26 protein-coding genes are annotated in these 26,881 nt (G+C 68.6%); 11 read left to right on the forward strand and 15 right to left on the reverse strand.

Features of this window, described 5'->3' with window-relative positions:
- The coding region (locus NN2_RS24420) for a PfkB family carbohydrate kinase (protein ID WP_245658839.1) at positions 1-328 on the forward strand (328 nt) is incomplete at its 5' end.
- A 209-nt stretch (positions 329-537) separates the two neighbouring features.
- On the forward strand, positions 538-1,152 hold the full coding sequence (locus NN2_RS24425; protein WP_063016220.1) for a UbiA family prenyltransferase: 615 nt from the start codon (positions 538-540) through the stop codon (positions 1,150-1,152).
- A gap of 16 nt (positions 1,153-1,168) precedes the next feature.
- On the opposite strand, the gene NN2_RS24430 is transcribed toward NN2_RS24425, so the two are convergent.
- Complete coding sequence (locus NN2_RS24430; protein ID WP_369689970.1) at positions 1,169-2,254, reverse strand: XdhC family protein; 1,086 nt, start codon at positions 2,252-2,254, stop codon at positions 1,169-1,171.
- Positions 2,255-2,371: 117 nt separating this feature from the next.
- The gene (locus NN2_RS24435) at positions 2,372-3,517 is read right to left on the reverse strand and encodes an alpha/beta hydrolase (RefSeq protein WP_063016222.1); all 1,146 of its coding nucleotides are present in this window, start codon (positions 3,515-3,517) and stop codon (positions 2,372-2,374) included.
- 503 nt (positions 3,518-4,020) lie between these two features.
- Here NN2_RS24435 and aceA point away from each other — a divergent pair.
- The 4 genes from aceA to NN2_RS24455 all read left to right on the forward strand — a co-directional run bounded on the left by aceA (position 4,021) and on the right by NN2_RS24455 (position 9,356).
- Entirely contained in the window at positions 4,021-5,313 is a 1,293-nt protein-coding gene (gene aceA / locus NN2_RS24440) for an isocitrate lyase (RefSeq protein WP_030518801.1), read from the forward strand.
- Positions 5,314-5,637: 324 nt separating this feature from the next.
- A complete protein-coding gene (locus tag NN2_RS24445; RefSeq protein WP_030518802.1) occupies positions 5,638-6,507 on the forward strand; it encodes a 3-hydroxybutyryl-CoA dehydrogenase in 870 nt (289 codons plus the stop codon).
- Positions 6,508-6,698: 191 nt separating this feature from the next.
- On the forward strand, positions 6,699-9,026 hold the full coding sequence (gene metE / locus NN2_RS24450) for a 5-methyltetrahydropteroyltriglutamate--homocysteine S-methyltransferase (protein ID WP_063016224.1): 2,328 nt from the start codon (positions 6,699-6,701) through the stop codon (positions 9,024-9,026).
- 132 nt (positions 9,027-9,158) lie between these two features.
- Entirely contained in the window at positions 9,159-9,356 is a 198-nt protein-coding gene (locus tag NN2_RS24455) for an antitoxin (protein WP_051757293.1), read from the forward strand.
- Positions 9,357-9,429: 73 nt separating this feature from the next.
- Here NN2_RS24455 and NN2_RS24460 read toward each other — a convergent pair whose 3' ends face one another.
- Together NN2_RS24460 and NN2_RS24465 are read right to left on the reverse strand one after the other, a co-directional pair.
- Positions 9,430-10,929: an aldehyde dehydrogenase family protein gene (locus NN2_RS24460; RefSeq protein ID WP_063016226.1), complete on the reverse strand. Its 1,500-nt coding sequence runs from the start codon at positions 10,927-10,929 to the stop codon at positions 9,430-9,432.
- The gene (locus tag NN2_RS24465) at positions 10,926-12,557 is read right to left on the reverse strand and encodes a GMC family oxidoreductase (protein ID WP_063016227.1); all 1,632 of its coding nucleotides are present in this window, start codon (positions 12,555-12,557) and stop codon (positions 10,926-10,928) included. The genes NN2_RS24460 and NN2_RS24465 overlap by 4 nt, the downstream gene beginning before the upstream one ends.
- A gap of 564 nt (positions 12,558-13,121) precedes the next feature.
- Here NN2_RS24465 and NN2_RS24470 point away from each other — a divergent pair.
- Positions 13,122-14,009 carry an SMP-30/gluconolactonase/LRE family protein gene (locus NN2_RS24470; protein ID WP_063016229.1) on the forward strand — a complete coding sequence of 296 codons (888 nt, stop codon included), beginning with the start codon at positions 13,122-13,124 and terminating at the stop codon, positions 14,007-14,009.
- 56 nt (positions 14,010-14,065) lie between these two features.
- Here the strand turns inward: NN2_RS24470 and NN2_RS24475 are convergent, their stop codons facing one another.
- Positions 14,066-14,629: a TetR/AcrR family transcriptional regulator gene (locus NN2_RS24475; RefSeq protein WP_063016231.1), complete on the reverse strand. Its 564-nt coding sequence runs from the start codon at positions 14,627-14,629 to the stop codon at positions 14,066-14,068.
- A gap of 115 nt (positions 14,630-14,744) precedes the next feature.
- Between NN2_RS24475 and NN2_RS24480 the strand changes: the two genes are divergently transcribed.
- A complete protein-coding gene (locus tag NN2_RS24480) occupies positions 14,745-16,142 on the forward strand; it encodes a phthiocerol/phthiodiolone dimycocerosyl transferase family protein (protein WP_063016233.1) in 1,398 nt (465 codons plus the stop codon).
- On the opposite strand, the gene NN2_RS24485 is transcribed toward NN2_RS24480, so the two are convergent.
- On the reverse strand, positions 16,120-17,172 hold the full coding sequence (locus tag NN2_RS24485; RefSeq protein WP_030516138.1) for an NAD(P)-dependent alcohol dehydrogenase: 1,053 nt from the start codon (positions 17,170-17,172) through the stop codon (positions 16,120-16,122). The genes NN2_RS24480 and NN2_RS24485 overlap by 23 nt on opposite strands.
- 143 nt (positions 17,173-17,315) lie before the next feature.
- On the opposite strand from NN2_RS24485, the gene NN2_RS24490 reads away from it, so the two are divergent.
- Together NN2_RS24490 and NN2_RS24495 are read left to right on the forward strand one after the other, a co-directional pair.
- A complete protein-coding gene (locus NN2_RS24490; RefSeq protein WP_063016284.1) occupies positions 17,316-18,047 on the forward strand; it encodes a ZIP family metal transporter in 732 nt (243 codons plus the stop codon).
- Positions 18,048-18,129: 82 nt separating this feature from the next.
- Positions 18,130-19,242 (forward strand): S1C family serine protease, encoded by a 1,113-nt coding sequence (locus NN2_RS24495; protein ID WP_063016235.1) that lies wholly within the window; start codon positions 18,130-18,132, stop codon positions 19,240-19,242.
- On the opposite strand, the gene NN2_RS24500 is transcribed toward NN2_RS24495, so the two are convergent.
- The 8 genes from NN2_RS24500 to NN2_RS24535 all read right to left on the reverse strand — a co-directional run bounded on the left by NN2_RS24500 (position 19,243) and on the right by NN2_RS24535 (position 24,496).
- Positions 19,243-19,809, reverse strand: a complete 567-nt coding sequence (locus NN2_RS24500) for a vitamin K epoxide reductase family protein (RefSeq protein ID WP_063016237.1) — start codon at positions 19,807-19,809, stop codon at positions 19,243-19,245. It lies immediately after the preceding gene.
- Positions 19,806-20,591 carry a DsbA family protein gene (locus tag NN2_RS24505; protein ID WP_227462677.1) on the reverse strand — a complete coding sequence of 262 codons (786 nt, stop codon included), beginning with the start codon at positions 20,589-20,591 and terminating at the stop codon, positions 19,806-19,808. Before NN2_RS24505 ends, NN2_RS24500 begins: the two co-directional genes overlap by 4 nt.
- A 220-nt stretch (positions 20,592-20,811) precedes the next feature.
- A complete protein-coding gene (locus tag NN2_RS24510; protein WP_063016239.1) occupies positions 20,812-21,660 on the reverse strand; it encodes a PPK2 family polyphosphate kinase in 849 nt (282 codons plus the stop codon).
- Positions 21,661-21,715: 55 nt separating this feature from the next.
- Positions 21,716-22,441, reverse strand: coding sequence for an ESX secretion-associated protein EspG (locus NN2_RS24515; protein ID WP_030516144.1), 726 nt, complete (start codon positions 22,439-22,441; stop codon positions 21,716-21,718).
- Positions 22,441-23,013: a hypothetical protein gene (locus NN2_RS24520; protein WP_063016241.1), complete on the reverse strand. Its 573-nt coding sequence runs from the start codon at positions 23,011-23,013 to the stop codon at positions 22,441-22,443. The genes NN2_RS24515 and NN2_RS24520 overlap by 1 nt, the downstream gene beginning before the upstream one ends.
- Before the next feature lies 1 nt (position 23,014).
- Entirely contained in the window at positions 23,015-23,401 is a 387-nt protein-coding gene (locus tag NN2_RS24525; protein ID WP_063016243.1) for a hypothetical protein, read from the reverse strand.
- 139 nt (positions 23,402-23,540) lie between these two features.
- On the reverse strand, positions 23,541-24,176 hold the full coding sequence (locus NN2_RS24530) for a class I SAM-dependent methyltransferase (protein WP_063016246.1): 636 nt from the start codon (positions 24,174-24,176) through the stop codon (positions 23,541-23,543).
- Positions 24,173-24,496, reverse strand: a complete 324-nt coding sequence (locus NN2_RS24535; RefSeq protein WP_063016248.1) for a DUF4873 domain-containing protein — start codon at positions 24,494-24,496, stop codon at positions 24,173-24,175. The genes NN2_RS24530 and NN2_RS24535 overlap by 4 nt, the downstream gene beginning before the upstream one ends.
- 163 nt (positions 24,497-24,659) lie before the next feature.
- Here NN2_RS24535 and NN2_RS24540 point away from each other — a divergent pair, with 163 nt between their 5' ends.
- On the forward strand, positions 24,660-25,586 hold the full coding sequence (locus NN2_RS24540) for an AurF N-oxygenase family protein (protein ID WP_063016250.1): 927 nt from the start codon (positions 24,660-24,662) through the stop codon (positions 25,584-25,586).
- Between the two features lie 31 nt (positions 25,587-25,617).
- Here NN2_RS24540 and NN2_RS24545 read toward each other — a convergent pair whose 3' ends face one another.
- Positions 25,618-26,865, reverse strand: coding sequence for a saccharopine dehydrogenase family protein (locus NN2_RS24545; protein ID WP_030516150.1), 1,248 nt, complete (start codon positions 26,863-26,865; stop codon positions 25,618-25,620).
- Positions 26,866-26,881: the final 16 nt, after the last annotated feature.

Raw genomic sequence — 26,881 nt, forward strand, 5'->3', positions numbered from 1 at the left:
GGTGGGCGCCGGCGCGGGAGCGGTGATCGCGACGCGGGGCTCCGACGGCATGGTCGCGGTGACACCGGACGGCGCGTGGTCGGCCGTTCTGCCCGAGCCGTTGTGCGGCAATCCGACCGGGGCCGGTGATGCCGCGGCCGCGGCGGTGATCGCCGCGCTGGCCGGACCCGACCGGCCGGAGTGGCCCGCGATACTCGCCGATGCGGTTGCCACCTCGGCCGCGGCGGTGGTGATGGCCGTGGCCGGCGAGATCGACCTGTCGCTGCGGCAGCGGGTGCTCGCGGAGGTCGTGGTCGAGAAGCTGGCCGATCCGGTCGGCGACCGCTGACCCTTCCGGTGCGGCGCTGCCTCGGGCCCCGGGGCGGCTCGGGCCGAGGGGGATTGCGCCGCGCCGCGTCCGTGCGGTGACCGCGGCGGTGGCGGGCGGTACATTGCGAACGGGCTTGTCGTTGTCTGCGTGCCGTGGGCCGATGCTCGGTGCCTCGGATCGCCGAACCAGAGGATCGTCGAACCGGAGTTTCCGGAAGAGGTGAGCTGATGCCCGACCCCGCACCAGACCCCGCTGCCGCTCCCGAGCCGGTCACGGGCCGCGACCTCGCGCCTGCCACGGACCCGGCGCTCGAGCCCGACCTCGCCCGTAAGCCCGACCACGCCCGTGAGTCCGATCGCGCCCGTGAGTCCGACGCCGTTCGTAAGTCCGACCTCGCTCGTGAGTCCGATGCCGCTCGTGAGTCCGATCCCGCCCTCGAGTCCGACTCCGTCTCGGAGCCCGGCGCCGCAACCCCTGCCGACGACGTGCCGATCCCCCGGATGCCTTTCACGGTTCGCGCGGCGCAGGTCCTCGCGCTCGGCCTGGCCGTGGTCGGCGTCGGCTGCACCGTCACCGCGGGCTGGGTGTCCGGGTGGCATGTCGCGCTGATCACCGGGCTGTCGTTCGTCGCCAGCTGGATATTGGGCGCGGTCGCCCTGGCCTTCGGCGCCGTCGGCGCGAGCATCCGGATCAGCGCGGTTCTGCTCGCGGTGCTCAACGCACTGTGGACGGTGCCCTCGATCGTCGTTGGCCGCCCGCCCGGCTGGCTCGGGCCGGTGGTCTCCGTGCTGGTCGCCGGGCTGCTGCTGCGACGTTCGGCCCGAGACTGGTTCGAACCCTAGGGTCGGCCCCGGACGATCAGGAGGCGGCGGCGGTGGCGTGTGCCGGGGTCCGCCTCGAACCCGCGGACCGCACCGCGAGCAGTTCGGCGGCGATCGCCATGGCATGTTCCATCGGGGTGCGGGCACCGACGTCGAAGCCCGCCGGCGCGTGCAACCGGGCCAGCGTGTCGGCGCCGAATCCGCCGGCCTGCAATGCCTCGAGCCGATGGTCGTGCGCCGAATGCGAGCCGAGCGCGCCCAGATAGCCCAGCTCGGGTAGGCGCAGCGCGACGGTGAGCAGGGGGATCTCGAACTTCGGGTCCTGGGTCGCGGCGACGATCGCGGTGGTGCGGTCGATGGCCCCGATCCCGGCCTGGGCGTTGAGATAGCGGTGCGGCCAGTCCACCACCACTTCCGCGCCCGGGAACGAGGCGGGCACGGCGAAGGCCTCGCGCGGATCGCAGATGGTCACGCGGTAGCCGAGCAGCCGGCCCTGGGTCGTCAAGGCGGCGGCGAAGGTATTGGCGCCGAAGATGATCAGTCGCGGCGGCGCGGTGTGGGACGAGACGAACACATCCGATTCCGGCAGCGACACCAGCTCGGTGTTGTGCCGGCGGTCGGTGACCAGATGCTGGCCGATCACCTCCGGGTCGCTGTGCCACACGACGGTGAACACCGTGACGGGCTTGTGCCGCGCGATATCCCCGGCCACCGCCGCGAATTCCGGAAAGTCGTTGCGGGAGAACGGTTCTACGAACACGTCGATGGTTCCGCATTCCGCGCTCACATCGAATCCGGAGGTCGCGTCGAAGCGCCGCAGCTCTCGGTGGCCGGTGCGCGCGGCCTCCACCGCAGCCTCGTAGACGGCGGCCTCGTAGCAGCCGTCGGAGACCGATCCGTGCACACCGCCGTCGGGGTCGACGAGCATCGCCGAGCCCACCGGTAAGGGGGAGCTTCCGAAGGTGCGGACCAGGGTTGCCAGGCCGCCCGTGCGGCCGCTGTGCCAGACCCGTAGCAGGTCCTCGACGATGTCACGCATCACATGCTCCCGATCAGCGTGCGCGAGTGGGCGGGCCCGCCGGTCGTCGCGTCCCGTCGCCAGATCGTCACACGTGAGGGCCACGATAACCGCTCCCGTGCGCGGCGTCGTGTCGGCGATGGGAATTCCCCGACGGGCACCGATCGGCGCGGGAATCCGGCTGTGACATAGCACAACCGAATAACCGACCGAGTTGTACCGTCAGGCGAACAGGCCGCGAACGAACGGCAACGAATCGACCAGTGAGGCGTTCACCGTGCCGTCGTGATCGGTGGGATAGATCCGGAAGGTCAGCGGCTGCCGGTTGGCGGTCAGAACCCCCGCGTAGCGCAGTGTCTCCGGGGTGATCACATCGGTGTCGCGCAGGCCCTGGCCCATGAAAATCGGCCTGTCGTAACCGGTTTCGGGCAAGCCGAGGTAGCCGGACAGCAAACCGTGCAGATTCGGAATCTGCGACAACGGGCGGGTGAACAGATTGCCGATGACCACGCCCGCGGCGGCCAGATCGTCACCGAGGGGTGTGAGACATTCGTCCTTCGCGCGGTCGAGCCAGTTCCGGCCGGAGTCGGTCAGGAAGGACTCGATGCCGAGTTCCGGGAACGTGGTGCGCAGGCCGTTCAGGATGTAGAGAACGTATCCGGTGGTGTGCGGGCTCAGCTTCACCGGCGGGATGCCCGGGCCCAGCGGCATCAGGATGTCCTCGATATAGGCCGGTACGCCGGTGCCGACGCCACCCCGGTAGTCGAGGTCGGGGCCACCGAACTCGGTCGCGTAGCGCGCGGTGAACATCGCCGCGCCGCCACCCTGCGACTGGCCGACCACGACCCATTTGCGCGACAGCTGCGAGTAGTGGCCGACGGCCGCCCGCACGGCGTCGACCACGTTGTGCGCCTCGACGACGCCGTTGAGATACGGGTGATCGCCGGGGGTGCCGAGGCCGGCGTAATCGGCGGCCACGATCGCGTAGCCCTGCTTCAGCCAGGTGCCCAGATACGCCCAGTCCCGATCCACGGCGCCGGGGCCGGCGATGCTGTAGGCGCAACTGTCGCCGAGGCCGACCGTGCCGTGCGCCCACGCGACGACCGGCCAGCCGCCGGCCGGAGCCGGGCCCGGCGGAAAATACACCGCGGCGCTCGCGACCGTCGGCTGATTCCCGACCGTGCTCGTCGTATAGAGGATGCGCTGGGAATCCACGGAGCCGGGCAGCGTCGCGGCCGCGGACAACGGCTCCACCGATTGCACCGCCGGCGTGTCTGCCGCGGCGCCGGGCGCCTCGATCACGGCGGCCGTCGCGGCCAGTGCCAGGGAGCAGGCGACGCCCGCGACCGCGGTCCACAGTGTGCGCATCGTGTTCCTTTCCGGGTTCCGGTGCCGACCCCTGGGGCACGACGATCAGTGTCGCAGCCGCTCGTTCGAGCCGCCGAGGTATGTCCGAATCGTACGGAGCCGGGAGTGGCGCGGCGCACACCGAGGGCAGCCGCCCGCGCTTGTGAAGGTCCTCACAGTCGGCAATGCGTGCTCCCGAATCGCCGCGGTGGTAAGGCTCACTGAAACAGTACGGGCGTTACGTAAAACCGCATGTCAGGCCTACTCGCCAGTAGAAGTGGGGCGTGCAATTAACAGGCAAATTTTGCAGACTTAGCAAAGACCCCCGCAAAGCTAGCCGAGATTCACACTTGCAACAGGTAGACGGCAATTTTTAGTTGTGCCATCGTGTGGAAGTACACCCGATGGGCATAGCAACCCTGCAAATTGCCGCTCCAGCAGAGTTCGGACATCGCGACCCGTAGTCGGCGCGGATGTTCGGCGAGCGGGGCAACCGAGACCGAACGAAGAAGTGGAGTCATCAGATGTCGAACGTCGGCACCCCGAAGACCGCTGCGGAGATCCAGAAGGACTGGGACACCAACCCGCGCTGGAAGGGCATCACCCGCGAGTACACGGCCGAGCAGGTCGTGCAGCTGCAGGGCAATGTCGTCGAGGAGCACACGCTTGCCCGCCGGGGTGCGGAGCTGCTGTGGGAGGGCGTCAACGCCGAGGGCGAGTACATCCACTCGCTCGGCGCTCTGACCGGTAACCAGGCCGTGCAGGCCGTGCGTGCCGGCCTGAAGGCCATCTACCTGTCCGGTTGGCAGGTCGCCGGTGACGCGAACCTGTCCGGCCACACCTACCCCGACCAGTCGCTGTACCCGGCCAACTCGGTGCCGTCGGTCGTGCGCCGCATCAACAACGCGCTGCTGCGCGCCGACGAGATCGCCAAGGTCGAGGGCGACACCTCGGTCGACAACTGGGTCGTTCCGATCGTCGCCGACGGTGAGGCCGGCTTCGGTGGCGCGCTGAACGTCTACGAGCTGCAGAAGGCCATGATCGCCGCGGGTGCCGCCGGTACCCACTGGGAGGACCAGCTGGCGTCGGAGAAGAAGTGCGGCCACCTCGGTGGCAAGGTGCTGATCCCCACCCAGCAGCACATCCGCACCCTGACCTCGGCTCGCCTGGCCGCCGACGTCGCCGACACCCCGACCGTCGTCATCGCCCGCACCGATGCCGAGGCCGCCACCCTGATCACCTCCGACGTCGACGAGCGCGACCGTCCGTTCATCACCGGTGAGCGCACCGCCGAGGGCTTCTACCACGTCAAGAACGGCATCGAGCCCTGCATCGCGCGTGCCAAGGCCTACGCCCCCTACTCCGACCTGATCTGGATGGAGACCGGTATTCCGGACCTGGAGGTCGCCCGCAAGTTCGCCGAGGGCGTCAAGTCCGAGTTCCCGGACCAGCTGCTGGCCTACAACTGCTCGCCGTCCTTCAACTGGAAGGCGCACCTGGACGACGCCACCATCGCGAAGTTCCAGCGCGAGCTGGCGGCGATGGGCTTCAAGTTCCAGTTCATCACCCTGGCGGGCTTCCACTCGCTCAACTACGCGGCCTTCGACCTGGCCTACGGTTACGCCCGCGAGGGTATGACCGCCTTCGTCGACCTGCAGGAGCGCGAGTTCAAGGCTGCCGCCGAGCGTGGCTTCACCGCCATCAAGCACCAGCGTGAGGTCGGTGCCGGCTACTTCGACACCATCGCCACCACCGTGGACCCGAACACCTCGACGGCGGCCCTGAAGGGCTCCACCGAAGAGGGCCAGTTCCACTGAGCTGAACCCGGTCGCCCGTCCCGGGCGACGGTGACCTGAACCGGCGGCAGCTGTCGCCGGTTCACCTCACCACCAGATATGGGCACTCCTGCAACGAGCGCCCGCAGCCCTTCCCGTCGAACAGCCCCGGCGGGGAGGGCTTTTCCCTTAGAACCCCGACAGTCGACAACGTGCCCGGCAAAATTCGATACGAGACAACTGATTTCGTAAGAACATGGGTAACTCATCGGGTACATCCAGAACCGGTTTGGCACCCGACGCAACAACGGATGCACGACTACCGCGGCACTCAGCCGCCCGCAAAAATTCCGGAGAGGCGGAACAGTGAGCAGCGAGAAGATTCAACGCGTCGGAGTCATCGGCGCTGGACAGATGGGCGCCGGAATCGCCGAGGTCTGCGCCCGGGCGCATGTCGATGTGCTCGTGTTCGAACAGACCCGGGAACTGGCCGCCGCCGGCCGCGCCCGCATCCTGCGATCGCTGGATCGCGGTGTGAGCAGCGGCAAGATCACCGAGCGCGAGCGCGAACAGGCCGCCTGGCGGCTGCGGTTCACCTCCGACCTCGGTGACTTCGCCGACCGGCAGTTGGTCGTCGAGGCCGTCGTGGAGAGCGAAGACGTCAAGACCGCGATCTTCAGCGAACTCGACAAGGTCGTCACCGACCCCGACGCCGTGCTGGCCTCCAACACCTCCTCGATTCCGATCATGAAGATCGCCGTCGCCACCAACAACCCCGAGCGGGTCGTGGGCATGCACTTCTTCAACCCGGTGCCGGTGCTGCCGCTCGTCGAGCTCGTGACCACCCTCAAGACCAGCGAAGCCGTTTCCGCGCGCGCCGAAGCCTTCGCCGGTGAGGTCCTCGGCAAGCAGGTCGTGCGCTCCGCCGACCGCTCCGGCTTCGTCGTCAACGCGCTGCTCGTGCCGTACCTGCTCTCGGCCATCCGCATGGTCGAATCCGGCTTCGCCACCAAGGAAGACGTCGACAAGGCGATGGTGCTCGGCTGTGCCCACCCCATGGGCCCGCTCGCCCTGACCGACCTGGTGGGCCTCGACACCGTGAAGTCGATCGCCGACTCCATGTACGCCGAATTCAAGGAGCCGCTCTACTCGGCGCCGCCGCTGCTGATGCGCATGGTGGAGGCCGGGCTGCTCGGTAAGAAGACGGGGGCCGGCTTCTACCAGTACAACCGCTGACGATCGGGCTTCTCGGAGCCGGTCGGCTCGTCGTTCGGGTGCCGCTGCGTAGGCGACGAAAGAGCAAGCGGCGGTGCCCGAACGACGAGCCCTGGGTGCCGCGAACCCGCCGGAGCGAAGCGTAGGCCAACCAACACAGGCATAGGCTGCGGAGAAGGTCCTCGACCGCAGCTCGAAAGGGAGTCCCGCTCATGGTCAACGTCACCGACGGTTTCGGATCGAGCATCCTGGGTTATCCGCGGATCGGTCCGCACCGGGAGCTCAAGCGTGCGCTGGAGTCGTACTGGCACGGCACCCTCTCGCGCGAGGAGTTGCTCGCGGTGGGGCGCGACATCCAGGACACCCAGTTCTCCGAGCTGGCCGCGACCGGACTGACGCAGGTACCCGGTAACACCTTCTCCTTCTACGACCACATCCTCGACAACGCGCTGCTGTTCGGCGCGGTGCCGAAGCGGTTCGAGCCGTATCGCGAGGAGTTGCACCCGCTCGACTTCTACTTCCTGATGGCGCGCGGCCGGCCGGATCTGCCGCCGTTGGAGCTGGTTCGCCTGTTCGGCACCAACTACCACTACCGTCAGCCCGAACTCGACGCCGATACCGAATTCTCGCTGCACCCCGAGGCTTTGCTGGAGGAGTGGGACCGGGCGATGGACCGCGGCATCGAACTGCGGCCGGTGGTGCTGGGCCCGCTGTCGCTGCTGTTGCTGTCCAAGGCCGGGCAGGTGCCGGGCGAGACCGAATTCGACAAGCTGACCCTGCTGGACAAGCTGCTGCCGGTCTACGAGCAGCTGCTCGAGATCCTGGCCAAGCGCGGTTCCACCTGTGTGCAGTTCGACGAGCCGTGCTTCACCAGTGAACGCACGCCTGAGGAATTGGCCGCGTTCGAGCGTGCCTACCAGCGACTGTCGACGGCCGCGCTGCGTCCGCGCATCCTCGTCACCGGCCAGTACGGCGATTTCGGTGAGGCCGTGCGGATTCTGGCGGGTACCGCGGTGGAGGCGATCGGGCTCGATCTGGCCGGCCACCGCACCCGGCCCGAGGAACTCGCCGAGATTCCCGGAATCCGGCGCAAGCGGCTCTACGCCGGCGTGATCAGTGGCACCAACGTCTGGCGTGCCGACCGGCTGGTCACCCTCGAATACCTCAACGCGCTGTCGAAGGTGTGCCCGGACCTCGTCGTGTCCACCGGGACCACGCTGCTGCACGTGCCCTACGACCTGTTGGTCGAATACGACATCGAGGGCAATGTCGCCGACCGCCTCGCATTCGCGAAACAGAAAGTGCTCGAGGTTGTTTCGCTGGCGAAGGCATTGACCGAAGTGCATCGGGGCGGGGAAGGCGGCGAGACCGCGGCGAAGTGGGCGAAGCGCCCGACATCGGTGCATTTCAAGCAGAAACACGCTGTGCGGCAACGGGTTTACGCCGTCACGCCGCAGATGCGCGAGCGTGAACCGTACGAGGTGCGCGCGAAGGCGCAACGGGAGCGGCTGAATCTGCCGCTGGTTCCGGCGACCACGCTCGGCTCCTTCCCGCAGACCGACGCGGTGCGCCAGGCCCGCTACGACCTCGGCGAAGGCCGGCTGTCCTACGAGGAGTACCGCAAGCGGATCGAGGCCGAGATCGAGTCGACCATCCGCCTGCAGGAAGACATCGGCCTCGACGTGTTCGTGCACGGTGAGCACGAACGCAACGACATGATCCAGTACTTCGCCGAACTGCTCGACGGTTTCGCGACCACCCACTTCGGCTGGGTGCAGGTCTACGGATCGCGGTGTGTGCGGCCGCCGATCATCTACGGCGACGTGTCGCGGCCGAAGCCGATGTCGGTGGAGTGGATCACCTACGCGCAGTCGCTCACCGACAAGCCGGTGAAGGGCATCGTGACCGGTCCGGTGACGATGGTGGCGCGCTCGTTCGTGCGCCAGGACCAGCCGCTGTACGAGACCGCCGATCAGGTGGCGCTCGCGATCCGCGACGAACTGGCCGATCTCGAGAAGGCCGGCGTGGCGATCATCCAGGTCGACGAACCGGCGGTCCGCGAGTTGCTGCCGCTGCGGCCGGACGGGCGCACCGAATATCTGCGCTGGGCGGTCAACGCGTTCCGGCTGGCGACCTCCGGGGTTCGGCCCGACACCCAGATCCACACCCATATCGCCTATTCGGCCCGCTCCGAAATTGTGCGTGCCATCGAGGAACTCGACGCCGACGTCACCGCCATCGTCGCGACCCGCTCGCTGGAATGGGTGCTCAAGGCGCTGACCGAGGATGTCGAGGAAGGGCACGGCCTGAGCCACGGCGTGGGCCCGGGTGTGTACGAGAGCCGTTCGGCGCGGATTCCGGATATCGACGAGATCGACGAATTGCTCACCGCCGCAGCCGAAGCCGTGACCCCGCAGCGGCTGTGGGCGAATCCGGACGGCGGTTTGAAGACCCGCCACTACTGGCAGTTGGATCCTTCGCTGCGCAATATGGTCGCCGCCGCCCGCCGGGTGCGGCGTCGCGCCGAAGCGGCCGAATAGCTCCTGCCGCTGCGCAATCCGCATCGCCCGGGTGGTTCGCCACCCGGGCGAAACTCACAGCTGTTGCCGAAGATTCGCTCGCCCCGAGTGCGTTAGCCTACGACTACTGTTTCGAGATCAGGAGAACCGCTCATGGGTATGTTCGACCAGCTCAAGGATGCCGCCGGCAAGGCGGCCGACTTGGCGGCCAAGAATGCCGACAAACTCGACCCGGTGATCGACAAGGTCGGCGATCTGGTCGACAAGCAGACCGGCGGCAAGTTCGAAAAGCAGGTCGACGCCGCGCAGCAGGCCGCGAAGAAGGCGCTGCACGAGCAGACCGAGAAGTAGACCACGCACAGGTGGTACAGGGGCGAAGGCCACGCCCGGCTTCGCGCCGGACGTGGCCTTCGTGCTGTGCGAATCAGTGCCGGCCGAACAGCAGCGCCATCAGTGTCGCCATGGTGTCGTCGGCCTTCTGTGTGCGGTCGAAGGTCGTCAGGGCGAGCAGCGAGGGGAAGCGCTGCCGCGCGACGGCGTGGGCGTACGTGAATTCACGCAGTCCGTCGGGGCCGTGGATGCGGCCGAAGCCGGAGTCGCCCACACCGCCGAAGGGCAGCGACGGAATCTGCGGGAACGTGAAAACCGCGTTGACGCTGACCATTCCGGTACGCAGCCGATCGGCCAGTTCCCGCCCGCGCGCCTTCGAGAACACCGCCGCGGACAGGCCGTAGCGGCTGTCGTTGGCGCGGGCGATCGCGGTGTCCATATCGGGCACCTTCGCGACGGTGAGGGTGGGCCCGAAGGTTTCCTCGGTCACGGCCGGGGCGTCCTCGGGCACGTCGACCAGCACGGTGGGCTGCACCACCTGTCCGACGATGGTGTCGGCGCCGCCGGTCAGTGCCCGGCCGCCGCGCGCGACGGCGTCCTCGATGTGGCGGCGGATCACGTCGAGTTGCTTCGGCATCGTGATGGGGCCGATCTTGGCGCCCGGATCATTGCCCGCGCGTTGCTGTTTCGCCTTCGTCACCAAGGTGTCGAGGAAGGTGTCGTAGACGCGCTCGTGGACGTAGACCCGTTCGGTGCCGATACAGGACTGGCCGGCATTGGCCATTCCGGCCCACAGCGCGGCGTCGGCCGCGGCGTTCAGATCGGCGTCGGCGTCGACGAGCAGCACATCCTTGCCGCCGCATTCGGCGACCAGCGGCGTGAGGCTCTCGGCGCAGGCGGCCATCACCTTCTTGGCCGTCGCCGTGGAGCCGGTGAAGGCGATCTTGTCCACGCCCGATCGGCACAGCGCCGCACCGGTCGCCCCTTCGCCCGTGATCAGTTGCAGCACCGGCTGTTCCGGCACGACCTCGGCGAACATGTCGACCAGCCAGCGGCCGACGCCGGGGGAGTATTCGCTGGGTTTGAACACCACGGCATTTCCCGCCGCCAGCGCGTACACGATCGAACCCAGCGGTGTGAACACCGGATAGTTCCAGGGGCCGATCACGCCGATCACGCCGAGCGGCTTGTACTCCACCGACGCCGCCTGATTGATCGTGAGCAGCCCCACCCGAGCGCTCTTGCGGCCCAGCACCTTCGGAGCGTTGCGGCCCGCCCACTTCAGATGGTCCAGGCTCAGCGCCACCTCGAGCGCGGCATCGGAATACGGCTTGCCGGTCTCGTCGTGCATCACCGCGGCCAGCTGCCGCATCCGGCGGGCCAGCAGTCCCGCGAATCCGGCCAGGCGCCGGGCCCGCTCGCCGTAGTCGAGGCTCGACCACCACTCGTATGCCGTGCGGGCGCGGGCCACCGCCGCCTCGATATCGGCCTCGGTGTGGATGGGGTAGGTGCCCACCACCTCGCCGGTGCCGGGATCGTGCACATCGAAGGTGGCGTGCGTGTCGATCTCACCGATCTCGTTCACGGTCGTCATCGGGTGGCCTCCTTGGTAGCGGTGCCGGTGCTGGACGACGGGGTGCGGCCGCGGATCAGGTCGGCCGCCTTCTCGCCGATCATGACGGTCGGCGCATTGGTGTTGCCGCGGACGATGCGGGGCATCACCGAGGCGTCGACCACGCGCAGTCCGCTGACACCGTGGACGCGCAGTTCGGGGTCGACCACCGCTGTCTCGCCGCTGCCCATGGCGCACGTGCCGACCGGGTGGAACAGCGTCTGGGTCCAGCGTGCGATGTGGGCCCGCCAGCCGTCCTCGTCGATCCGGTCGGCGCGTTCGGGCAGGTAGGAACTGTCGAGATGGGCGGCCAGCGGCTGCTGCCGCGCGATCTCGAGCAATTGCCGGCAGCCCGCGAGCAGGGCATCCGCATCGCGCGGGTCGGAGAAGTAGGCCGGATCGATCTCCGGCTTCCACAGCGGATCGGCCGACCGCAACCGCAGCCGCCCGCGGCTGTGCACGTCGACCAGCGTCGGCCCGGCGGTGAACATCGGCGCGATGTTCTCGTGAAAACCGTTGTCGTAGAACGCCGTCGGCGCGACGTGGTATTGGATGTCGGGACCTTCGAGTCCCTCCCGGGTGCGCACGAATCCGCCGCCCTCGCCGACATTGGAGGTCAGCGGCCCGCGGCCGAGCGCCTGCCACTGCGCGAGCCGCAACGGGGTCTCGAAATCGGCGAGATCGGAGACGCCGCGGGTGCGCCACAGGATGGGGGTCACCGGGTGGTCGTGCAGATTCTCGCCGACGCCGGGCAGGTCCACCACCACCTCGATGCCCAGTTCGCGCAGGTGCGCCGCGGGCCCGATACCGGAGAGCATGAGCAACTGCGGCGAATTGACCGCACCGCCGGAGAGCAGCACCTCGGCCTCGGCATGCACGGTGTGCTCGCTGCCGTGGCGGCGATAGGTCACGCCGACCGCGCGGGTCCCGTCGAGCACCAGCGCGGTGGCGTGCGCCTCGGTCCGCACGGTCAGGTTCGGCCGGTCCAGCGCCGGGCGCAGATAGCCGTCGGCGGTGGACCAGCGGCGGCCGTTGCGATGGGTGACCTGGTAGCGGCCCACGCCCTCCTGCGTCGCGCCGTTGAAATCGTCGGTGCGGGCAATGCCCGCGGCCGCGGCCGCGGCGATCCAGGCATCGGTCAGTTCGTGGGTGTAGCGGCGGTTCTCGACGTGCAACGGGCCGTCGGTGCCGTGATACGGCGAACGCAGGCCGGTGTTGGTCTCCGACCGCAGGAAATAGGGCAGGACGTCCTCGTAGCTCCAGCCGACCGCGCCGAAGTCGCGCCGCCAGCCGTCGTAGTCGGCGCGGTTGCCGCGGATGAAGATCATCGCGTTCATCGACGAGCATCCACCCAGCGCCTTCATCCGCGGCCAGTACGCGCGCCGGCCGCCGAGATGTTTCTGCGGTGTGGTCTCGTAGCGCCAATCCCATTGGGTGCGAATCAATTTCCCCCACGCCGCCGGTATCTTGATCTCGTCGGCCCGGTCGTCGGGACCGGCCTCCAGCAGCAGGACCGAGACCTGGGGGTCCTCGGTGAGGCGATGGGCGAGGACGCAGCCCGCGCTCCCCGCTCCGATGATGATGTAGTCGAACGATTCACGGTCGGGCACGCGAGGACCTCCAGCACGGTTGCCGAACACCGACACGGATCCGGAGGGGCCGACCTGCGGTTATAGCGGCAGAGACCGTCCCGGACCCGGTTCCAGGGTCGACCTTACGCTGTGTGCGGCGGTCGGGAGCGGAGTTCGGAGGTAGCGAATCGCGGCCGGGGCCGGCGGGTCCGGGCGGGGCGCAGAGGCAGTGCAGTGCTTCCGCCGAATATGAAGGTACACAGGCGATTACAGATTACTCGGCGCCCGACGACCGCGTGTCGGTCGCTCGCCACCTGCTCCGCTGTGATGCGGCCGGCTCCTGAGCGGGGTGCTCGGTATTCGTGAGCCTGGGCGTGTCCGGATCACGGCACGTAGGATTCGGCCGGACCCGCGAACCGGGGATGGCGTCGATGCCCGCCGCGAAGACGGTTGCGCGGTATGGCGGCGAACGGCAGGAGGGCCGTGATGGGTGGTTCGTTCCCACGGGGTGCGCGCCGTGGCCGGCGACGGATCTCTCGGCGCGGCCGGGGCGGTGCGCACGGGCCCGTCGGACATGTCGCGAGTGCGGGCGTTCTCGCGACAGTGTGGATCAGCGCTGCGGCCGTTCTTCCGTCCGCGCTCGCTCCGGTTCACGCCGAGGCGCCCGGCTGCCCGGCCTCGTCGGTGGAACAGCTGCTGCCCGCCCAGGCCCCGCTGCTCGATTTCGCGGAGAACCTCGGCTACGACGCTCGAGGGAACCTCTGGGTCTCGCGCGTCTTCCGAAATGTGGTGCAGCGCTACGACTCCGGCGGGCACGTGACCGCCGAGGTACCCGTGGACGCGCCCGGTGCGGTCCGGCTCGGTCCCGACGGTGCGCTGTACGTGGTTTTCGGTGACTCGTCGGCCGGACTGCTGCCCGGGGCGCATTCCTCCGGCGTCGTGCGGTTCGATCCCGGCGCCGACCATCCGGCGCCGCAGGTCTACGTCTCCGGTCTCGGCATGGCCAACGGTGCGGCCTTCGACGGCGCGGGCAATCTGTATGTCGCCGATACGGCACATGGAGTGGTGAAGGTGCGGCCCGGCGGTTCCGTCGACGCCGACTGGACCGCGCGCGCCGCGGTAGCCGGGGTGAACGGCATTGTGCTGCAGGGTGATTCGCTCTACGCGACGCTCTATCAGAGCCTCGACGGTCGCATCGTCCGCATCCCCGTCGATGCTCCGCAGTCGCAGACGACCGTCGCTTCGGTCACTGTCGGGGCGCTCCCGCTGACCGCCCTGCCCGACGATCTCACCATGGGTCCGGACGGCATGCTGTACGTCGCGACCACGACCGGTCGTCTGGTCCGCGTCGACCCGGCCACCGGCGGGGTCTGCACGGTCGCCGACCTCGGCGTGCCGGCCACCTCGGTCGCGAAGGTCCCCACCGACGATCGCGCGCTGCTGGTCACTGCGGGAACGGGCACTGTGCTTCGGGTGGTTCTCGGCGCGTGACGTTCGCCGGGACCTGGGCGCGGATGACCGGATGCGGGCCGCGCCCGGGCCGGCCGCTACAGCATCGGGGCGAGGGTGCGCAGGCCGGCGACGAGTTGCTCGGCCGAGGGGGCGGACTTCGGGTCCAGCAGCCACTGGACGAGCAGGCCGTCGAGTAGCGTCCAGAGCAGCACGCCGATCGGGCCGCCGTCGTCGTCCTCGATATCCCTGTCGGGCAACAACATTCGGGTCAGTGCTACTTTGCCCTCGCGCTGTTTGGTCGTGATGTCGGCCTTCACCTCACCGGAATGCAATGCCTGCGCGAGACTCTCGATATTGGCCGCCCACAGCGCACGCTGCTCGGTGAACGTGGCGGTCAGACGCCCCAGGAAGGTGAGCAGCCGCTGCGCCGGTTGCGGTTCGCTGCTCTCGGCGAGCGCGTCGAGGATCTGCTGTACGGCCTCGGCGGACGATTCGATCATGGCTTGCGTGAGCAGGTTGTCGCGGGTGCCGAAGTGGTAGTTGATCGCGGCCAGATTGCTGCCCGAGGCGGCGACGATATCGCGCACCGTAGTCCGGGCGTAGCCGCGTTCGGCCAGGCAGTGTTTGGCCGCTGAGAGCAGATCCTCACGTGTTCCCACGTCGGCAGGGTAGCAAGCGCCCGCTGACGAATGTTTCAAACAAATGTTTGTGACAAGTGTTTGAAACGGCTGTATGGTTCTCCGTGTGATCTCCGAATCGTCCGAGAGGTGCCAGATGGTCACGCAACGTCCGATATCGCCCTTCGAGTCGGGTTACTTCCAGGAACACGCCACCTTCGGTTCCGTGCCGGTCGGCGGGATGGCGCTGTTCATCGGGTCGACCGTGGAAGGGGAATTCGACACCGAACTGCTGCGCACGGTGCTGGCCGAACTGGCCGCCGAGCATCCGCTGCTCAGCTGTCGCCGATTCGACGACGCCGGGGTGCCGGTACTTCGCCATGTCGAGGGCTATCGCCCCGCGGCCATCGAAAGTCCCGGTGGCGACATCGAATACGTCGACTTCGTCAACCAGCCGCAACCGTGGGACGAGGGCTTGTTCTTCGCGCGGGTGTTCCGCGAGGACGACCGGACCCGCATCGTGCTCGTCGTCCATCACGGAATCACCGACGGCCGTTCGTCTTTCGCACTGCTGGACGAGATGTGGCGGCGCTACACCGCGCATCGCCGCGGGGCGCCGCTGCCGGTGCGCGCGAATCACGAACTGCCGCAAGCGGTCGACGAGCGCCTCGCCGCGGTCGTCTCCGGGGCGGAGGTCGACGAACTGCTCGCGGCGATGCGCACGATCATCGGTGAGCCGCCCGCGCGATTGCCGCGCGACGGCACGGCGGGGTCGGGGCGCGGTCTGTTCGTCGCCGAGCGGATCGAGCTGGAACCGGAGGAGACCGCGGCCTTCGCCGCCGCGGCGCGCTCGGCCGGGATCGGGGTGAACGCCTTGCTGAGCGGGTGTGCGCTGGCCGCGGTCCGGGCCGAACTGGGCGGCGTGGGCGCACTGCCGATGGTCTGCGGCTATGCCGCCGATATGCGGGCCGCGGTGGATCCGTGGCTGCCCGACGAGACGGTCCTCAACTGCGCCTCCGGCTGGGGCACGCTACTGGCGGTGGCCGAATCCGCCGATCCGTTCGAACTGGGCAGGGTGGTGCACGCCGACGTCCGCGCGGCCCTGGAGCGCCGCGACCCCGCGCGTCTGGCGTTGGCGGGCCGGTACATTCGCGACGAGGCCACCGCGCGGATACTCGCGGAACAGCCCACTATCGCGCTGTCGAACATCGGGCGGGTGCCGGACCATATCCTCCCCGAGGGGGTGCGGCTGGTGCGGGACAACCTGCTCGCCATGGGGCCCGGCATGCCGCCCAAGCTGACCGCGTTCACCCTGGGGGAGCGGCTGACGGTGCAGGTGGAATACGACACCAACGATCACAGCCGCGCCCAGATGGGCCGGGTGCGCCGCAATCTCGCGGAGTTGTTGCACCGCACCGCCGGCCGCGCGGGAACGCCATCCGCCGACGGCTCGGTTCCGCCATCCGCGGACGGCTCGGTTTCGCCCTCCGGCGGCGACGCCGAGCGCGCGGACGCCGGCGTCGCCTCGAAATTCACATGGTGGCGGCGTCGATGACGAACCGGTACCGGACGTCGCTGGCGACCACGCGCTCGTAGGCCTCGTCGATGCGGTCGGCGGAGATGACCTCGATTTCCGCGCCGATGCCGTGTTCGGCGCAGAAGTTCAGCATCTCCTGGGTTTGCGGGATGCCGCCGATATTCGACCCGGCCAGCGACCGGCGGTTGCCGGTGAGGGTGAAGGGGCGCACCGCGAGCGGCTGCTCGGGCAGGCCGAGGATCACCATGGTGCCGTCGAGGTTCAGCAGACGCATATAGGTGTCGATCGGCAGATCGGCCGAGACGGTGTTGATGATCAGGTCGAACCGGTTGCGCAGATCGCGGAAGATCTGGCGGTCGGTGGTGGCGTAGTAGTGGTGCGCGCCGAACCGCCGGCCGTCGTCCTCTTTGCTCAGCGAATGGCTCAGCACCGTCACCTCGGCGCCCATCGCGGCGGCGATCTTCACCCCGACATGGCCCAGCCCACCCATGCCGATGATCGCCACCTGCTTGCCCGGGCCCGCGTTCCAGTGCCGCAGCGGTGAATACAGGGTGATGCCCGCGCACAGCAGCGGCGCGGCCTCGTCCAGTCCGATGCCCTCCGGAATGCTCACCACGAAGCCGTCGGTCACCACCACCTGGCTGGAATAGCCGCCGAGGGTGTAGCCGCCGGCCTGGATCTCCTCCGGGACGGCGCCGTTGTAGGTCATGGTGGCGCCGCGCACGCAGTACTGCTGCTCACCGGCCAGGCACGGCTCGCACTGTCCGCACGAATCGACCATGCAGCCCACGCCCACCCGGTCGCCGACCGAGAACTCGGTCACCTCCGGGCCGACCGCGGCGACCAGACCGGCGATCTCGTGGCCCGGGACGCAGGGGTACTTGGTGCCGTGCCACTCGTTGCGGGCGGTGTGGATGTCGGAGTGGCAGATGCCGGCGTACTTGATGTCGATCAGCACGTCGTGCGGGCCGAGTGCGCGGCGTTCGATGGTGGTCTTGGTGAACCGGCCGTCGGGCGCGGAAACGGAATACGCGGCAGCTGTCGTCATGCGTTCATGCCTACCCCCGCATGGATGCCTACGCAAACCACCCGCCTGGAGCGACGCGACCGGAGCGGGGGCCATACCCACCACCGGCGACCCGCCGGTCGGATGTGCTCGGCGGGCTCGCGCCGATATCGGATGCTGATCCGGTGGCGATCGTGCTGGCGTTGATATCGATGTGTTCGACGCTGGCAGGCGGGTTGGCGGCCGCGCGCATCGGGGAGCGCAAGCGGCTGATCCTCGGCCTGGCCGCCGGGATCATGCTCGGCGTGGTCGCCTTCGACCTGATCCCCGATGCCCTGGCCGAATCCGACCGGGTCGTCTCGGGTGTACCAGGCGTGCTCGTGGCGGCCGTGATCGGCTTCTTCACCATTCACATCATCGAACGTGAGATGGCGATCCACATCGGGCACGAGCAGGATTTCGGCCGCCACACCCACGACTTCCCGTCGGTCGGACTGGTCGCCACCGGGGGATTGATCTTCCACAGCATGCTCGACGGTCTGAGCATCGGCGTCGGATTTCAGGCCGGCACGGCGCTGGGCATCTCGGTCGCGATCGCGGTGATCTCGCACGACTTCGCCGACGGATTCAACGCCTTCACCATTCCCACGCTGTACGGCAATGCCCGGCGGCGGGCGCTGACCCTGCTGTTCCTGGATGCGCTGGCGCCGGTGGCGGGCGCGATCATCGGCACGGTGATCCGGGTGCCTCCCGACGTCGCGGGCCTGTATCTGGGATATTTCGCCGGATTCCTGCTGTATCTGGCAACGAGTGACATTCTGCCGGAAGCACATTCGGGCCGCCCGTCGCGCACCGTGCTGTTCTGCACGATCGCCGGTGCCGCGTTGATGTTCGCGGTGGCGGCATTGCAGGACTGATACCGGGCGCCGCGCCGATTTGGTACACATAAAAGCACAAACTCCGCCAGCCCACCCCGGGCATGCAGAATCGGGAGCGGCGATGGACGAGCAGCATTCGGGCCGGCAATCGCGTCCGGCTCGCGGCGGGTGGCTGTCGACGGTCGTCTTCGTGCTCGTCATGGCCCTGGTCGGCGCGGCATTCCTGGGCTACCGCGGGGATCTGCCACGGTGGGCGGTGCCCGCGGGCCACTCCACCTCGGCGCTGTTCGGGCCGCCCGTGCCGCCGATGGATCCCGCGGCGGTGGCCTCGGCCGTCGAACCCGAACTGGTGAACATCAACGTGTCGATCCGGCCCAGCGGGATGGGCGCGGCCGGATCGGGCATCGTGCTCAGTCCCGACGGTGAGATCCTGACCAGCCACCACGTGGTGAAGGGCGCGGAGACCATCACCGTCGGCGATCTCGGCAACGGCGGGCACTATCCGGCGACGGTGCTCGGCTACGACTCCGACGCCGATATCGCCCTGCTGTCGCTGAGCGGGGCGGCGGCGCTGTCGGTGGCCCGCATCGGCAGCTCCGCCGGGGTCCGGGTGGGCGATCAGGCGCTGGCGATCGGCAATGCGGGCGGAACCGGTTCCCCGACCGCGACACCGGGCACGGTCACCGCGCTGGATGCCTCGATCGTGGCGCGCGATACCGCCGATCTGTCGCGCAAGGCGTTGATCGGCATGATCGAGGTGGCCGCGCCGGTGGTCTCCGGACAGTCCGGTGGCGCCTTGGTCGACCGGACCGGCGCGGTGATCGGCGTGGTGACCGCCGCCTCGGGCGAACTGTCCCGGCAGCAGGGGCAGGCCAGCGGCTACGCGGTGCCGATCGATCGGGCGTTGAGTGTGGTGCGCCAGATCCGCACCGGCATTCCGACCGATACGGTCCACGTCGGCCCCACCGCGACACTCGGCGTCCTGACCTCCGATGCCAAACCCTCCGGCGCCCGGGTGGACGTGGCGATCTACGGGCTGCCGGCCTTCACTGCCGGGCTCGATTCCGGCGAGGTGATCGTCGCGGTCGACGACACACCGGTCACCTCGGCGCAGACGCTCAAGGCAGCGCTCAACGTGCGCCGGCCGGACGAGGTGATCCGGCTGGATCTGGTCGAGCCGGACGGCACGCACCGCACGCTCGCGGTGACGCTGGCCGCCGGCCCGCCCAACTGATCAGAACAGCGAGAGCCAGTAGTCCTGGAAGCGCAGGAAGACCAGCAGCAGCACGATCGCGTAGTAGACCACCACGATCGTCCACCGCCACTGCGCGACGATGCCCATGATCCCGCGGGCCCCACCCCACAGCTGATCGGTGACGACCGCCAGGCAGACCGGCGTGAACGTCCACACCACCATGCAGTACGGGCACAGCGCGCCGATGCGGTAGAGGCTCTGGAAGATCAGCCAGAAGATGAAGCCCATCCCGGCGACCAGGCCGATCCACAGCCCGCCCCAGAACCAGCGCGGCAGGCCGACACCGGCCACCGCGAGCACCGCGATGGTGACCGCCACCGAGAATCCCGTGACGCCGATGATCGGATTCGGGAATCCGAACACCGACGCCTGGTGGGTGGCCATCACCGAGCCACAGGACAGGATCGGATTGATGCTGCACGACGGCCGGTAGGACGGATCCTTCAGCAGTTTGAAGTCTTCGATCGTCAACGTCACAGCGGCCAGCCAGCCCAGCAGGGTGCCGAGCAGGAGTAGCCACGCGGGGCGGGGCCGGACGGTGATCACTTGGCCGCGGCCTCGATCACCGGGCGCAGACCGTCGGGCTGCATCAGCTGCTGCGAGCTGGTGATCTGCTTACCGTTCACGTACACCGTCGGCGTGGACTTGATGCCGCTGTTGAGCACGTCCTTGGTGGTCTTCTGCACGTACTTGTCGTACTTGTCCGACGTGATGCACTCGGCCACGGCCGGATCGGTGTAGCCGGCGGCCTGGGCGATCTGCACCAGCTTCTCGTCGGGCAGGCCGGTGCCGCCCTCCGGGGGCTGCTGCTCGTACATGGTGGTCAGCCACGGCAGGAACTTGGTCGGGTCGGAGCCGGCGACGCAGTAGGCGGCGTTGGCCGCGCGCGAGGAGTAGCGGGTGCCGCCCGAGGACTGATCCAGGAACGCGATGATGTTGTAGCGCACGCTGGCCGTGCCGGCGTTCACCGCGTCCTCGATGGCCTTGGCGTTGGCGGTCTCGAACATCTTGCAGGCCGGGCACTGCAGGTCGGCGACGACCCGGATGTCGACCTTGGCGCCGGGCTTGCCGATCTTGATCTCGCCCTGGTCGGTGATCGAGCCGGTGACCGCGTCGGGCGAGGCCGGCTGCGCGGCGACCGAGGGCACCGGCCCGGTGTCGTTCTTGTTGGACTGTTTGACGGCGATGCTGATGCCGATGGCCGCAATGAGCGCGATCAGCACGGCCGCGACACCCACCTGAATCAGGATCGTGCGCGTGCGATCTCCGCCTCGCACCGCCGTCAGCGAGTTCTTCCCACGCGGATTCTTGCTCACCTCGGAGTTCACCACGCCTTTCCTGTGTTACGTGTCGGTGTGTGACATCGGTGTTGTGCGGCCGGGCGCCGCCTGCGATCGTACGGGCCGTCCGCCACGCCGTCGCGGTGCTGCATCGCGGGCGGGCGGCCACGCGAGGCACACTCGGCACCACATGATTCCCGGTCAACCTGAGAGATCCCCGAGATTCGGGTCGAAATATCCGCGGTGGTGACCGGCGTCTCCGTGCCGATCAGCTCGCGGCGAGCCGCGCCTTCTCGGTGTCGATATCGAACTGCGGCGCGGGCCAGCCCAGCTTCAGACCACCCAGCGCATCGATGAGCAGTTCGGTGACGGCCAGGCGGGCGAACCACTTCCGGTCGGCCGGAACGACGAACCACGGCGCGTGGTCGGTATCGGTGCGGTCCAATACGTCCTGATAGGCCTGCTGATAGTCGGGCCAGAGCGCGCGGTCGTCGATATCGCTCGGGTCGTACTTCCAGTACTTGTCCGAGCGTTCCAGCCGTTCGCCGAGGCGGCGCTTCTGTTCCTCCAGCGAGACGAACATCGCGACCTTGACGATCGTCGTGCCCGCCTCGGTGATTTCCCGTTCGAACCGATTGATCTCGTCGTAGCGCGACTCCCATTCCTCGCGCGGCACCAGGTTCTGCACCCGCACCACGAGGACGTCCTCGTAATGGGACCGGTCGAAGACGCCGATCTGACCGCCGGCCGGCAGCCGGTGGCGGATTCGCCACAGATAGTGGTGCCGGCGTTCCTCCTCGGTGGGAACGCCGAAGGCGGCATGCCGCACCCCCTGCGGGTCGACCATGCCGATCACGTGGCGCACCACGCCGCCCTTCCCCGCGGTGTCCATACCCTGCAGGATGAGCAGCAGGTTGCGGTGGTCACCCGAGCGGCCGTTCGCGAACAGCATCTCCTGCAGCTCCGACAGCACCTGGCCGCGTTCGGGCAGCAATTGCTCACCGAGTTTCTTGTCGCCGGTGAATCCGGGCGTCGCGGACAGGTCGTAGGAATCGAGCCGGACCCCGGCGGCTCGCAACGCGGTGGTGGGCGGTTCGGTCCACGGAGATTTCGCCATAACCGTCGAGTATGGTCGGCAGCCCCGACAGCCGGGCGGTGATCGTGCCCGTGAGTCAGCCGATTCCGGCCAGTCTCGTCAACTGTGCGGCGAATTCGGCGTCGTCGACCGGGGTCAGCACCAGCTCGGCGGCCGTGGTGAGCAGATAACGTCCGTCGCCGGTGATGTCGAGCCAGGTGCGATGCCGCGTCGGCGGCGACATGGGATTGTCGGGTGCGACGGTGACGGTGATGAATCCGCGCGCGTCGACCGGGGCGCGCAGCGTGCGGCGGAAGCGGGCGGCGCCCGGATCCTGCGGTGTGTCGATATCGCCGCCGGGATGGGCGTCGGTCCCGATGTCGAGCACCGCGTGCTGCGGTTCGCGCATCGGCCCGCGTGTGCCCGCCGGCGCCGAGCCGATCGCGGCCACCAGCCGTTCGCCCACCCCGCGCGCGTGGCAGACGGCGACCGTGACGGCGTCGGGCCGCGCGATCAGCAGCCCGGCGTGCCGGTGGACGACGGCGGCGAAGGCGAGGATCAGTTCCGGCTCGTCCGCCGGTGTGGAGCGCCGGCCGGAGACGGTGATCGTGGTGGCGTCCGGCCGCGTGCACAGCAGCAGTGCGGCGGTGAGATCCGGATCCGTGTTGCGCGCATAGCGGGTGCGCAAACCCAGTGCGGCATATTCGGATTCGGTGCGCACGGTGGATTCCGGGATCATGTTCACCGGATAGGGACGGCGGTCGAGATCGGTTTCGGTGGCCCAGACGTGGGCGAACTCGTCCGGCGTCAGCACCCACTTCACTACGGATGACCCCCACCCGAATCCGGCCGGGGTGCGGGAACGAAGCGCGGCACCCGGTCACCGGAGGCGACCAGGGTGCTGTTGTAGCGGAAGGTCATGATGTCGCGGGCGTCGGCCAGGGCCGCGGCGGCGGCGACGTCGTGGGTCATCCGGCGGGCGCCGCCGTGCACCACCTCGGCGACCGGGTCGGGCAGCGGAACATAGGCCCGCGGCGCGGGCAGGGCGTCCCGAATGGATTGCGCCGCTTCCGCATCGGCCTCCAGCAGTTGCCGCAGCCGGGCGCAGACCTCGGCCGCGGCGGCGCCTCGTTCGACGAACGCCGCCGTCGCGGGTTCGGCCGCCGCGCGGGCTCGCCCGGACCAATGCTCGAATTCGGCGTGCGTGGCCTCGGCGAAGGTCCGGAACGCCGCGGCGACGGCGTCGGCCTGCTGTTGCCAGGCCGCGGCCGCCTCACCGAGCGCGGCCGGATCCAGTGTCTCGTGCACCAGCTCCCACAGTTGCCGGTGGCTGTAGGAGCCGTACACCTCCCGATCCGCGACGAAGGGCGGATCGACATGCGATGCGTCGGTCACCTCACACTCCCGGCTCGGGCCGGATCAGCGCCAGCGCCGCGCGGTTGGCGGCCTCGGCCTCGTCGAAGTGTTTCCCCGCGGCCAGATAGGCGGCCTTGAACAGCAGTGCCGTCTGCTGGAACGAGAGGACGGTGTCGAGGAATTCGCCTCCTTTGCGGGAGAATCCGCGCGCCAGGGACCGGCCGGAGGCGAGTTCGCCGAAGCCGCGCACCGCCGTCGGTACGGCGCCGCTGCTGCGAGCGGCATGGAGATCCTCGACGAGACGGTCGCAGGCCGCCGCGAGATTGCGCGCGGTGTCCTCGGCGATCTCGAACACCTCCGCTCCGGAACCTGTTGCCGCGGCGTACAACTCGCGCGCCAGATGCTGGCCGGTCTCCGGAATCGGCACCGTGATGATCCCCTTCCGCCCGAGAGTTTCCCGCGAGCGAGCTTACCGGAGCAGCGGTCGCCGGGCGCGTGGCGACGCATTGTGAATGCGCACATCGATGGGCGCGAAAAATGTGTAAATCACTGTGGCGCTGTCTGTTTCAGGCGGCGTCGGCCGCCCGGGCGCTGACGTACTGCAGCAGGCCGTGCACTTCCTGCACGATATCCACCAGCCCGGATTCGGCGAACAGTTTCGGGAACGTGTCGAGGTCGAATACGTGGAGCCCGCCCGCCCCGCCGACCGCGCTCGAGACCTCGCCCACCCAGCCCTGCGGGCGGTGACTGGTGCTGATCGCGATGCGACCGCCGGGCGCGAGCACCCGGATCATCTCGGCGGCGGCGGTCAGCGGATTCGGAATCAGATACAGCGCACCGAAACAACAGACCGCGTCGAAGCTGTTGTCGGGGAAGGGAAGCCGGCGAGCGTCGCCGCGGACGTAGCCGGCCCGTGGGCCGGAGTTGTCGGCGACGGCCTGCCGCAGCATCGGCACCGAGAAATCGATGCCCACCGCGTATCCGGGGCCGATATGTTCACTCAGGTAATGGGTGAAATTGCCCGGCCCGCAAGCGATGTCGAGCACCCGGTCGCCCGCGTCGAGGCGCAAGGTCCGCACCGCGTCACGGCGATCGGCCTGCATGGTGCGCCCGGTGGCCAGTAGAAAGCTGGTCGGCCGCCACGCCCGCTCGTAGAGCAGGGCGAAGACCGGATTGTTCATGGTGCGGCGTGCGAGATTCACCGGGTCATCCTCGCGTCGAGGTCGTCTGCTGTCGAGATCCGGTACGGCGGTGCGCTGTGCCCGACGAGCCGCAGTCGCCCCCAGAAGTCGCGATCACCGAGGATCGCGTTCGCGGCGCCTTCGGTGGTCCGCAACTCGACGCGCTGCTTCCGGTTGCCGGCCGCCGCATCCAGCGCCGCATCCGGATCGACGCGTCCGTACCAGCGGTAGATGCCGTCGATCGGCTGGCGATGGCCGCGCAGCCGCACTCGGACGGCGAACTCCCGATCGCCCAGCACGACGACGGCCGGCCCCAGATAATCCGCATCGGGTTGCCGCATGATCGCCTTTCCGAGCTGCGCGTCAGGTCCTGCCGCACTATAGCCGTGACAATGAGTAATAGGTAATATCGAGTGTGCCACCGCTCACATCGGTCGGCAAATGCGCCGACGGTGAGCACGGACAACGCGCCGGCCGCGGCGTAGCGGCAGAACGGTGAAGCCGATGACACAGCACACCGACAATCTCGCGGGGGACGGTTTCGACGGGCGCGAGCGCGTGGCCCAGCGGCTGCTTCGCTCGTCGGCGGAACACTTCTACGACGCCGATATCGACATCGACTGGGAGCAGCCGTGGGCCCCGGACAAGGCGTGGCTGCCCGAACACCGGATCTCGCTCTACGGCACTCCGCTGTGGGATCGGCTCACTGCCGAGCAGCGGATCGAACTCGGCAAACACGAATTGGTGAGCCTGCTGTCGTTCGGGATCGTCGCCGAGGGGCTGCTCAGCAAGTATCTGCTGCGCATCGTCGCACGCGACCCGACCTCGCAGCATGCGATGTACGCGCTCACCGAACTGAGCGAGGAAGCGCGCCATTCGATCATGTTCGCGCGGCTCATCGACAAGACCGGAATACCGCCGTATCGGCCGGTGGCGCTCAACCGGATGCAGCTGCGGGTCGCCGAACACTTCCCGATCGGTCCGGTCGTCTACGCCGGCACGCTGCTGATCGAGGAGATCCTCGATCGCGGTCAACGAGAAGCCATGGCCGACAGCACTGTTCAGCCGCATGTGCGGCAGTTGATGCGGATTCACGTGCTGGAGGAGGCGCGGCACATCGGTTTCGCCCGCGATGCGCTGGCGCGCGGGATGGCCCGGCGTTCGCGGTGGCAGCGGCTGCCGCATCAACTCCTGCTGGCCTACTTCGCGCTGGTGCTGTATCCGATGCTCGTCAATCCGCAGGTCTATCGCGCGGTGGGTATCGACCCCCGGCGCGGATTCGCCGCGGCCTTCACCGGCCCGCAGTACCGGCGGACGATGAGTTTCCTGTCCGAGCCGATGCTGCGCTATTTCGACGAGGTCGGCATGCTCGACGGCGCGGCGGTGCACGCGCTGTGGCGGCTGACCCGTTCACTGCCCGACGATCTGTGAACGGGCCTGCCGCCGCAAGCTCTTCCGTCGTTCAGGCGCGCTCGACCTCGATGGTCATCCCGGCCCGCCGCAAGCGATCGGTGAGGGGATCGCCCATGGCGGAGGCGGGCGTGAGGATGCCCGCCAATTCCGGGAGTTCGTCGAAGGCCAGGCACAGTCCGGCCTCGCCGAGCATCACCGAGGTGGCCTGATAGCCGGGGTCGCCCTGTCCGGCGAAGGTGCAGACGTACCGTGCGCCCGAGGTGGTGTCGGCGAAGGTCTTCATGGTGAACCAGCCACTACGGCGGGCCTGCTCGCCGGGGCCGGTGCCCGGCTTCGGCAGGATCCGGTCCAGGAGCCGGCGCCCCACCGATACGCGGGAGAGCAGGGCGCCGGCGGTCATAGTGGCGACGATGCCGCCCGCCATACCCGCGGCGACCAGCGGTGCTGCCGGCGAGCTTCCGGCGCTCATCACCTCGCGATAGCGGAAGTTCTTGCCGTACACCCAGCCCAGCAGGCCGTTGCTGCGCCGCACCACCTTGGTGTTGTGCGCGGCCATCACGAAGGTGGCGACCCAGCCGTCGAGGCTGGGGTCGATCGCCGAGGCGCGCGAGAGAGCCTGATCGGACTGCCGGCCCACATCGGGTTCCATCGACTTGTCGGGGCTCAGCGAATACGGGTGCGAGAGCACCGAACCCTTGGCCGGATCGGTGGCGATAGCCTCCATCATCGCCCGCCCGGAGTCGATGGTGCCGCCGCTGGCGCCGCCCTTGAGCCAGGCCACCAGGGTGGTGTCGGTGAGCTCCCCGGTGTTGTCCTCGACCGACCGGCGGTAGAGCCGATAAACGCTCAGATCCGACGGAATCGAGTCGTAGCCACAAGAATTCACGATTTTCGCGCCGGTTTCGGCGGCCCGCTCGCCGAACCGATCGATACATTCGCGGATGAACAGCGGCTCGCCGGTGAGGTCCGCGTAGTGGGTGCCGGCATTCGCGCAGGCCTGGGCCAGGGGCAGGCCGTACCGCAGATACGGGCCCACGGTGGTGACCACGACCTTGGTCCGGGCCGCCAGCGCGTCCAGTGCCGCCTGGTCGGAGGAATCGGCGACCAGCAGCGGCCAGATCGCCGCCCCGCCGCCGAGTTCGTCGCGCACCGCGGTGAGTTTCTCCGGCGAACGGCCCGCGAGGGCGATACGCGCATCCGCGGGCGCGGCCTCGGCCAGATACTGCGCGGTCAGCCGGCCGACGAACCCCGTCGCGCCGAACAGTACGAGGTCGAATTCCCTGTCGGTCATGCCCATCCCATTCTCGTGGTGG

Source organism: Nocardia nova NBRC 15556, from assembly GCF_001613005.1.
GTDB lineage: Bacteria > Actinomycetota > Actinomycetes > Mycobacteriales > Mycobacteriaceae > Nocardia > Nocardia nova.

Bases quoted from the DNA above. Each gene is read 5' to 3' on its own strand.
- NN2_RS24425 (WP_063016220.1), top strand. From the start codon at position 538: ATGCCCGACCCCGCACCAGACCCCGCTGCCGCTCCCGAGCCGGTCACG.
- NN2_RS24435 (WP_063016222.1), bottom strand. From the start codon at position 3,517: ATGCGCACACTGTGGACCGCGGTCGCGGGCGTCGCCTGCTCCCTGGCA.
- aceA (WP_030518801.1), top strand. From the start codon at position 4,021: ATGTCGAACGTCGGCACCCCGAAGACCGCTGCGGAGATCCAGAAGGAC.
- metE (WP_063016224.1), top strand. From the start codon at position 6,699: ATGGTCAACGTCACCGACGGTTTCGGATCGAGCATCCTGGGTTATCCG.
- NN2_RS24455 (WP_051757293.1), top strand. From the start codon at position 9,159: ATGGGTATGTTCGACCAGCTCAAGGATGCCGCCGGCAAGGCGGCCGAC.
- NN2_RS24460 (WP_063016226.1), bottom strand. From the start codon at position 10,929: ATGACGACCGTGAACGAGATCGGTGAGATCGACACGCACGCCACCTTC.
- NN2_RS24480 (WP_063016233.1), top strand. From the start codon at position 14,745: ATGGTCACGCAACGTCCGATATCGCCCTTCGAGTCGGGTTACTTCCAG.
- NN2_RS24485 (WP_030516138.1), bottom strand. From the start codon at position 17,172: ATGACGACAGCTGCCGCGTATTCCGTTTCCGCGCCCGACGGCCGGTTC.
- NN2_RS24495 (WP_063016235.1), top strand. From the start codon at position 18,130: ATGGACGAGCAGCATTCGGGCCGGCAATCGCGTCCGGCTCGCGGCGGG.
- NN2_RS24510 (WP_063016239.1), bottom strand. From the start codon at position 21,660: ATGGCGAAATCTCCGTGGACCGAACCGCCCACCACCGCGTTGCGAGCC.
- NN2_RS24535 (WP_063016248.1), bottom strand. From the start codon at position 24,496: ATGCGGCAACCCGATGCGGATTATCTGGGGCCGGCCGTCGTCGTGCTG.
- NN2_RS24540 (WP_063016250.1), top strand. From the start codon at position 24,660: ATGACACAGCACACCGACAATCTCGCGGGGGACGGTTTCGACGGGCGC.
- NN2_RS24545 (WP_030516150.1), bottom strand. From the start codon at position 26,865: ATGGGCATGACCGACAGGGAATTCGACCTCGTACTGTTCGGCGCGACG.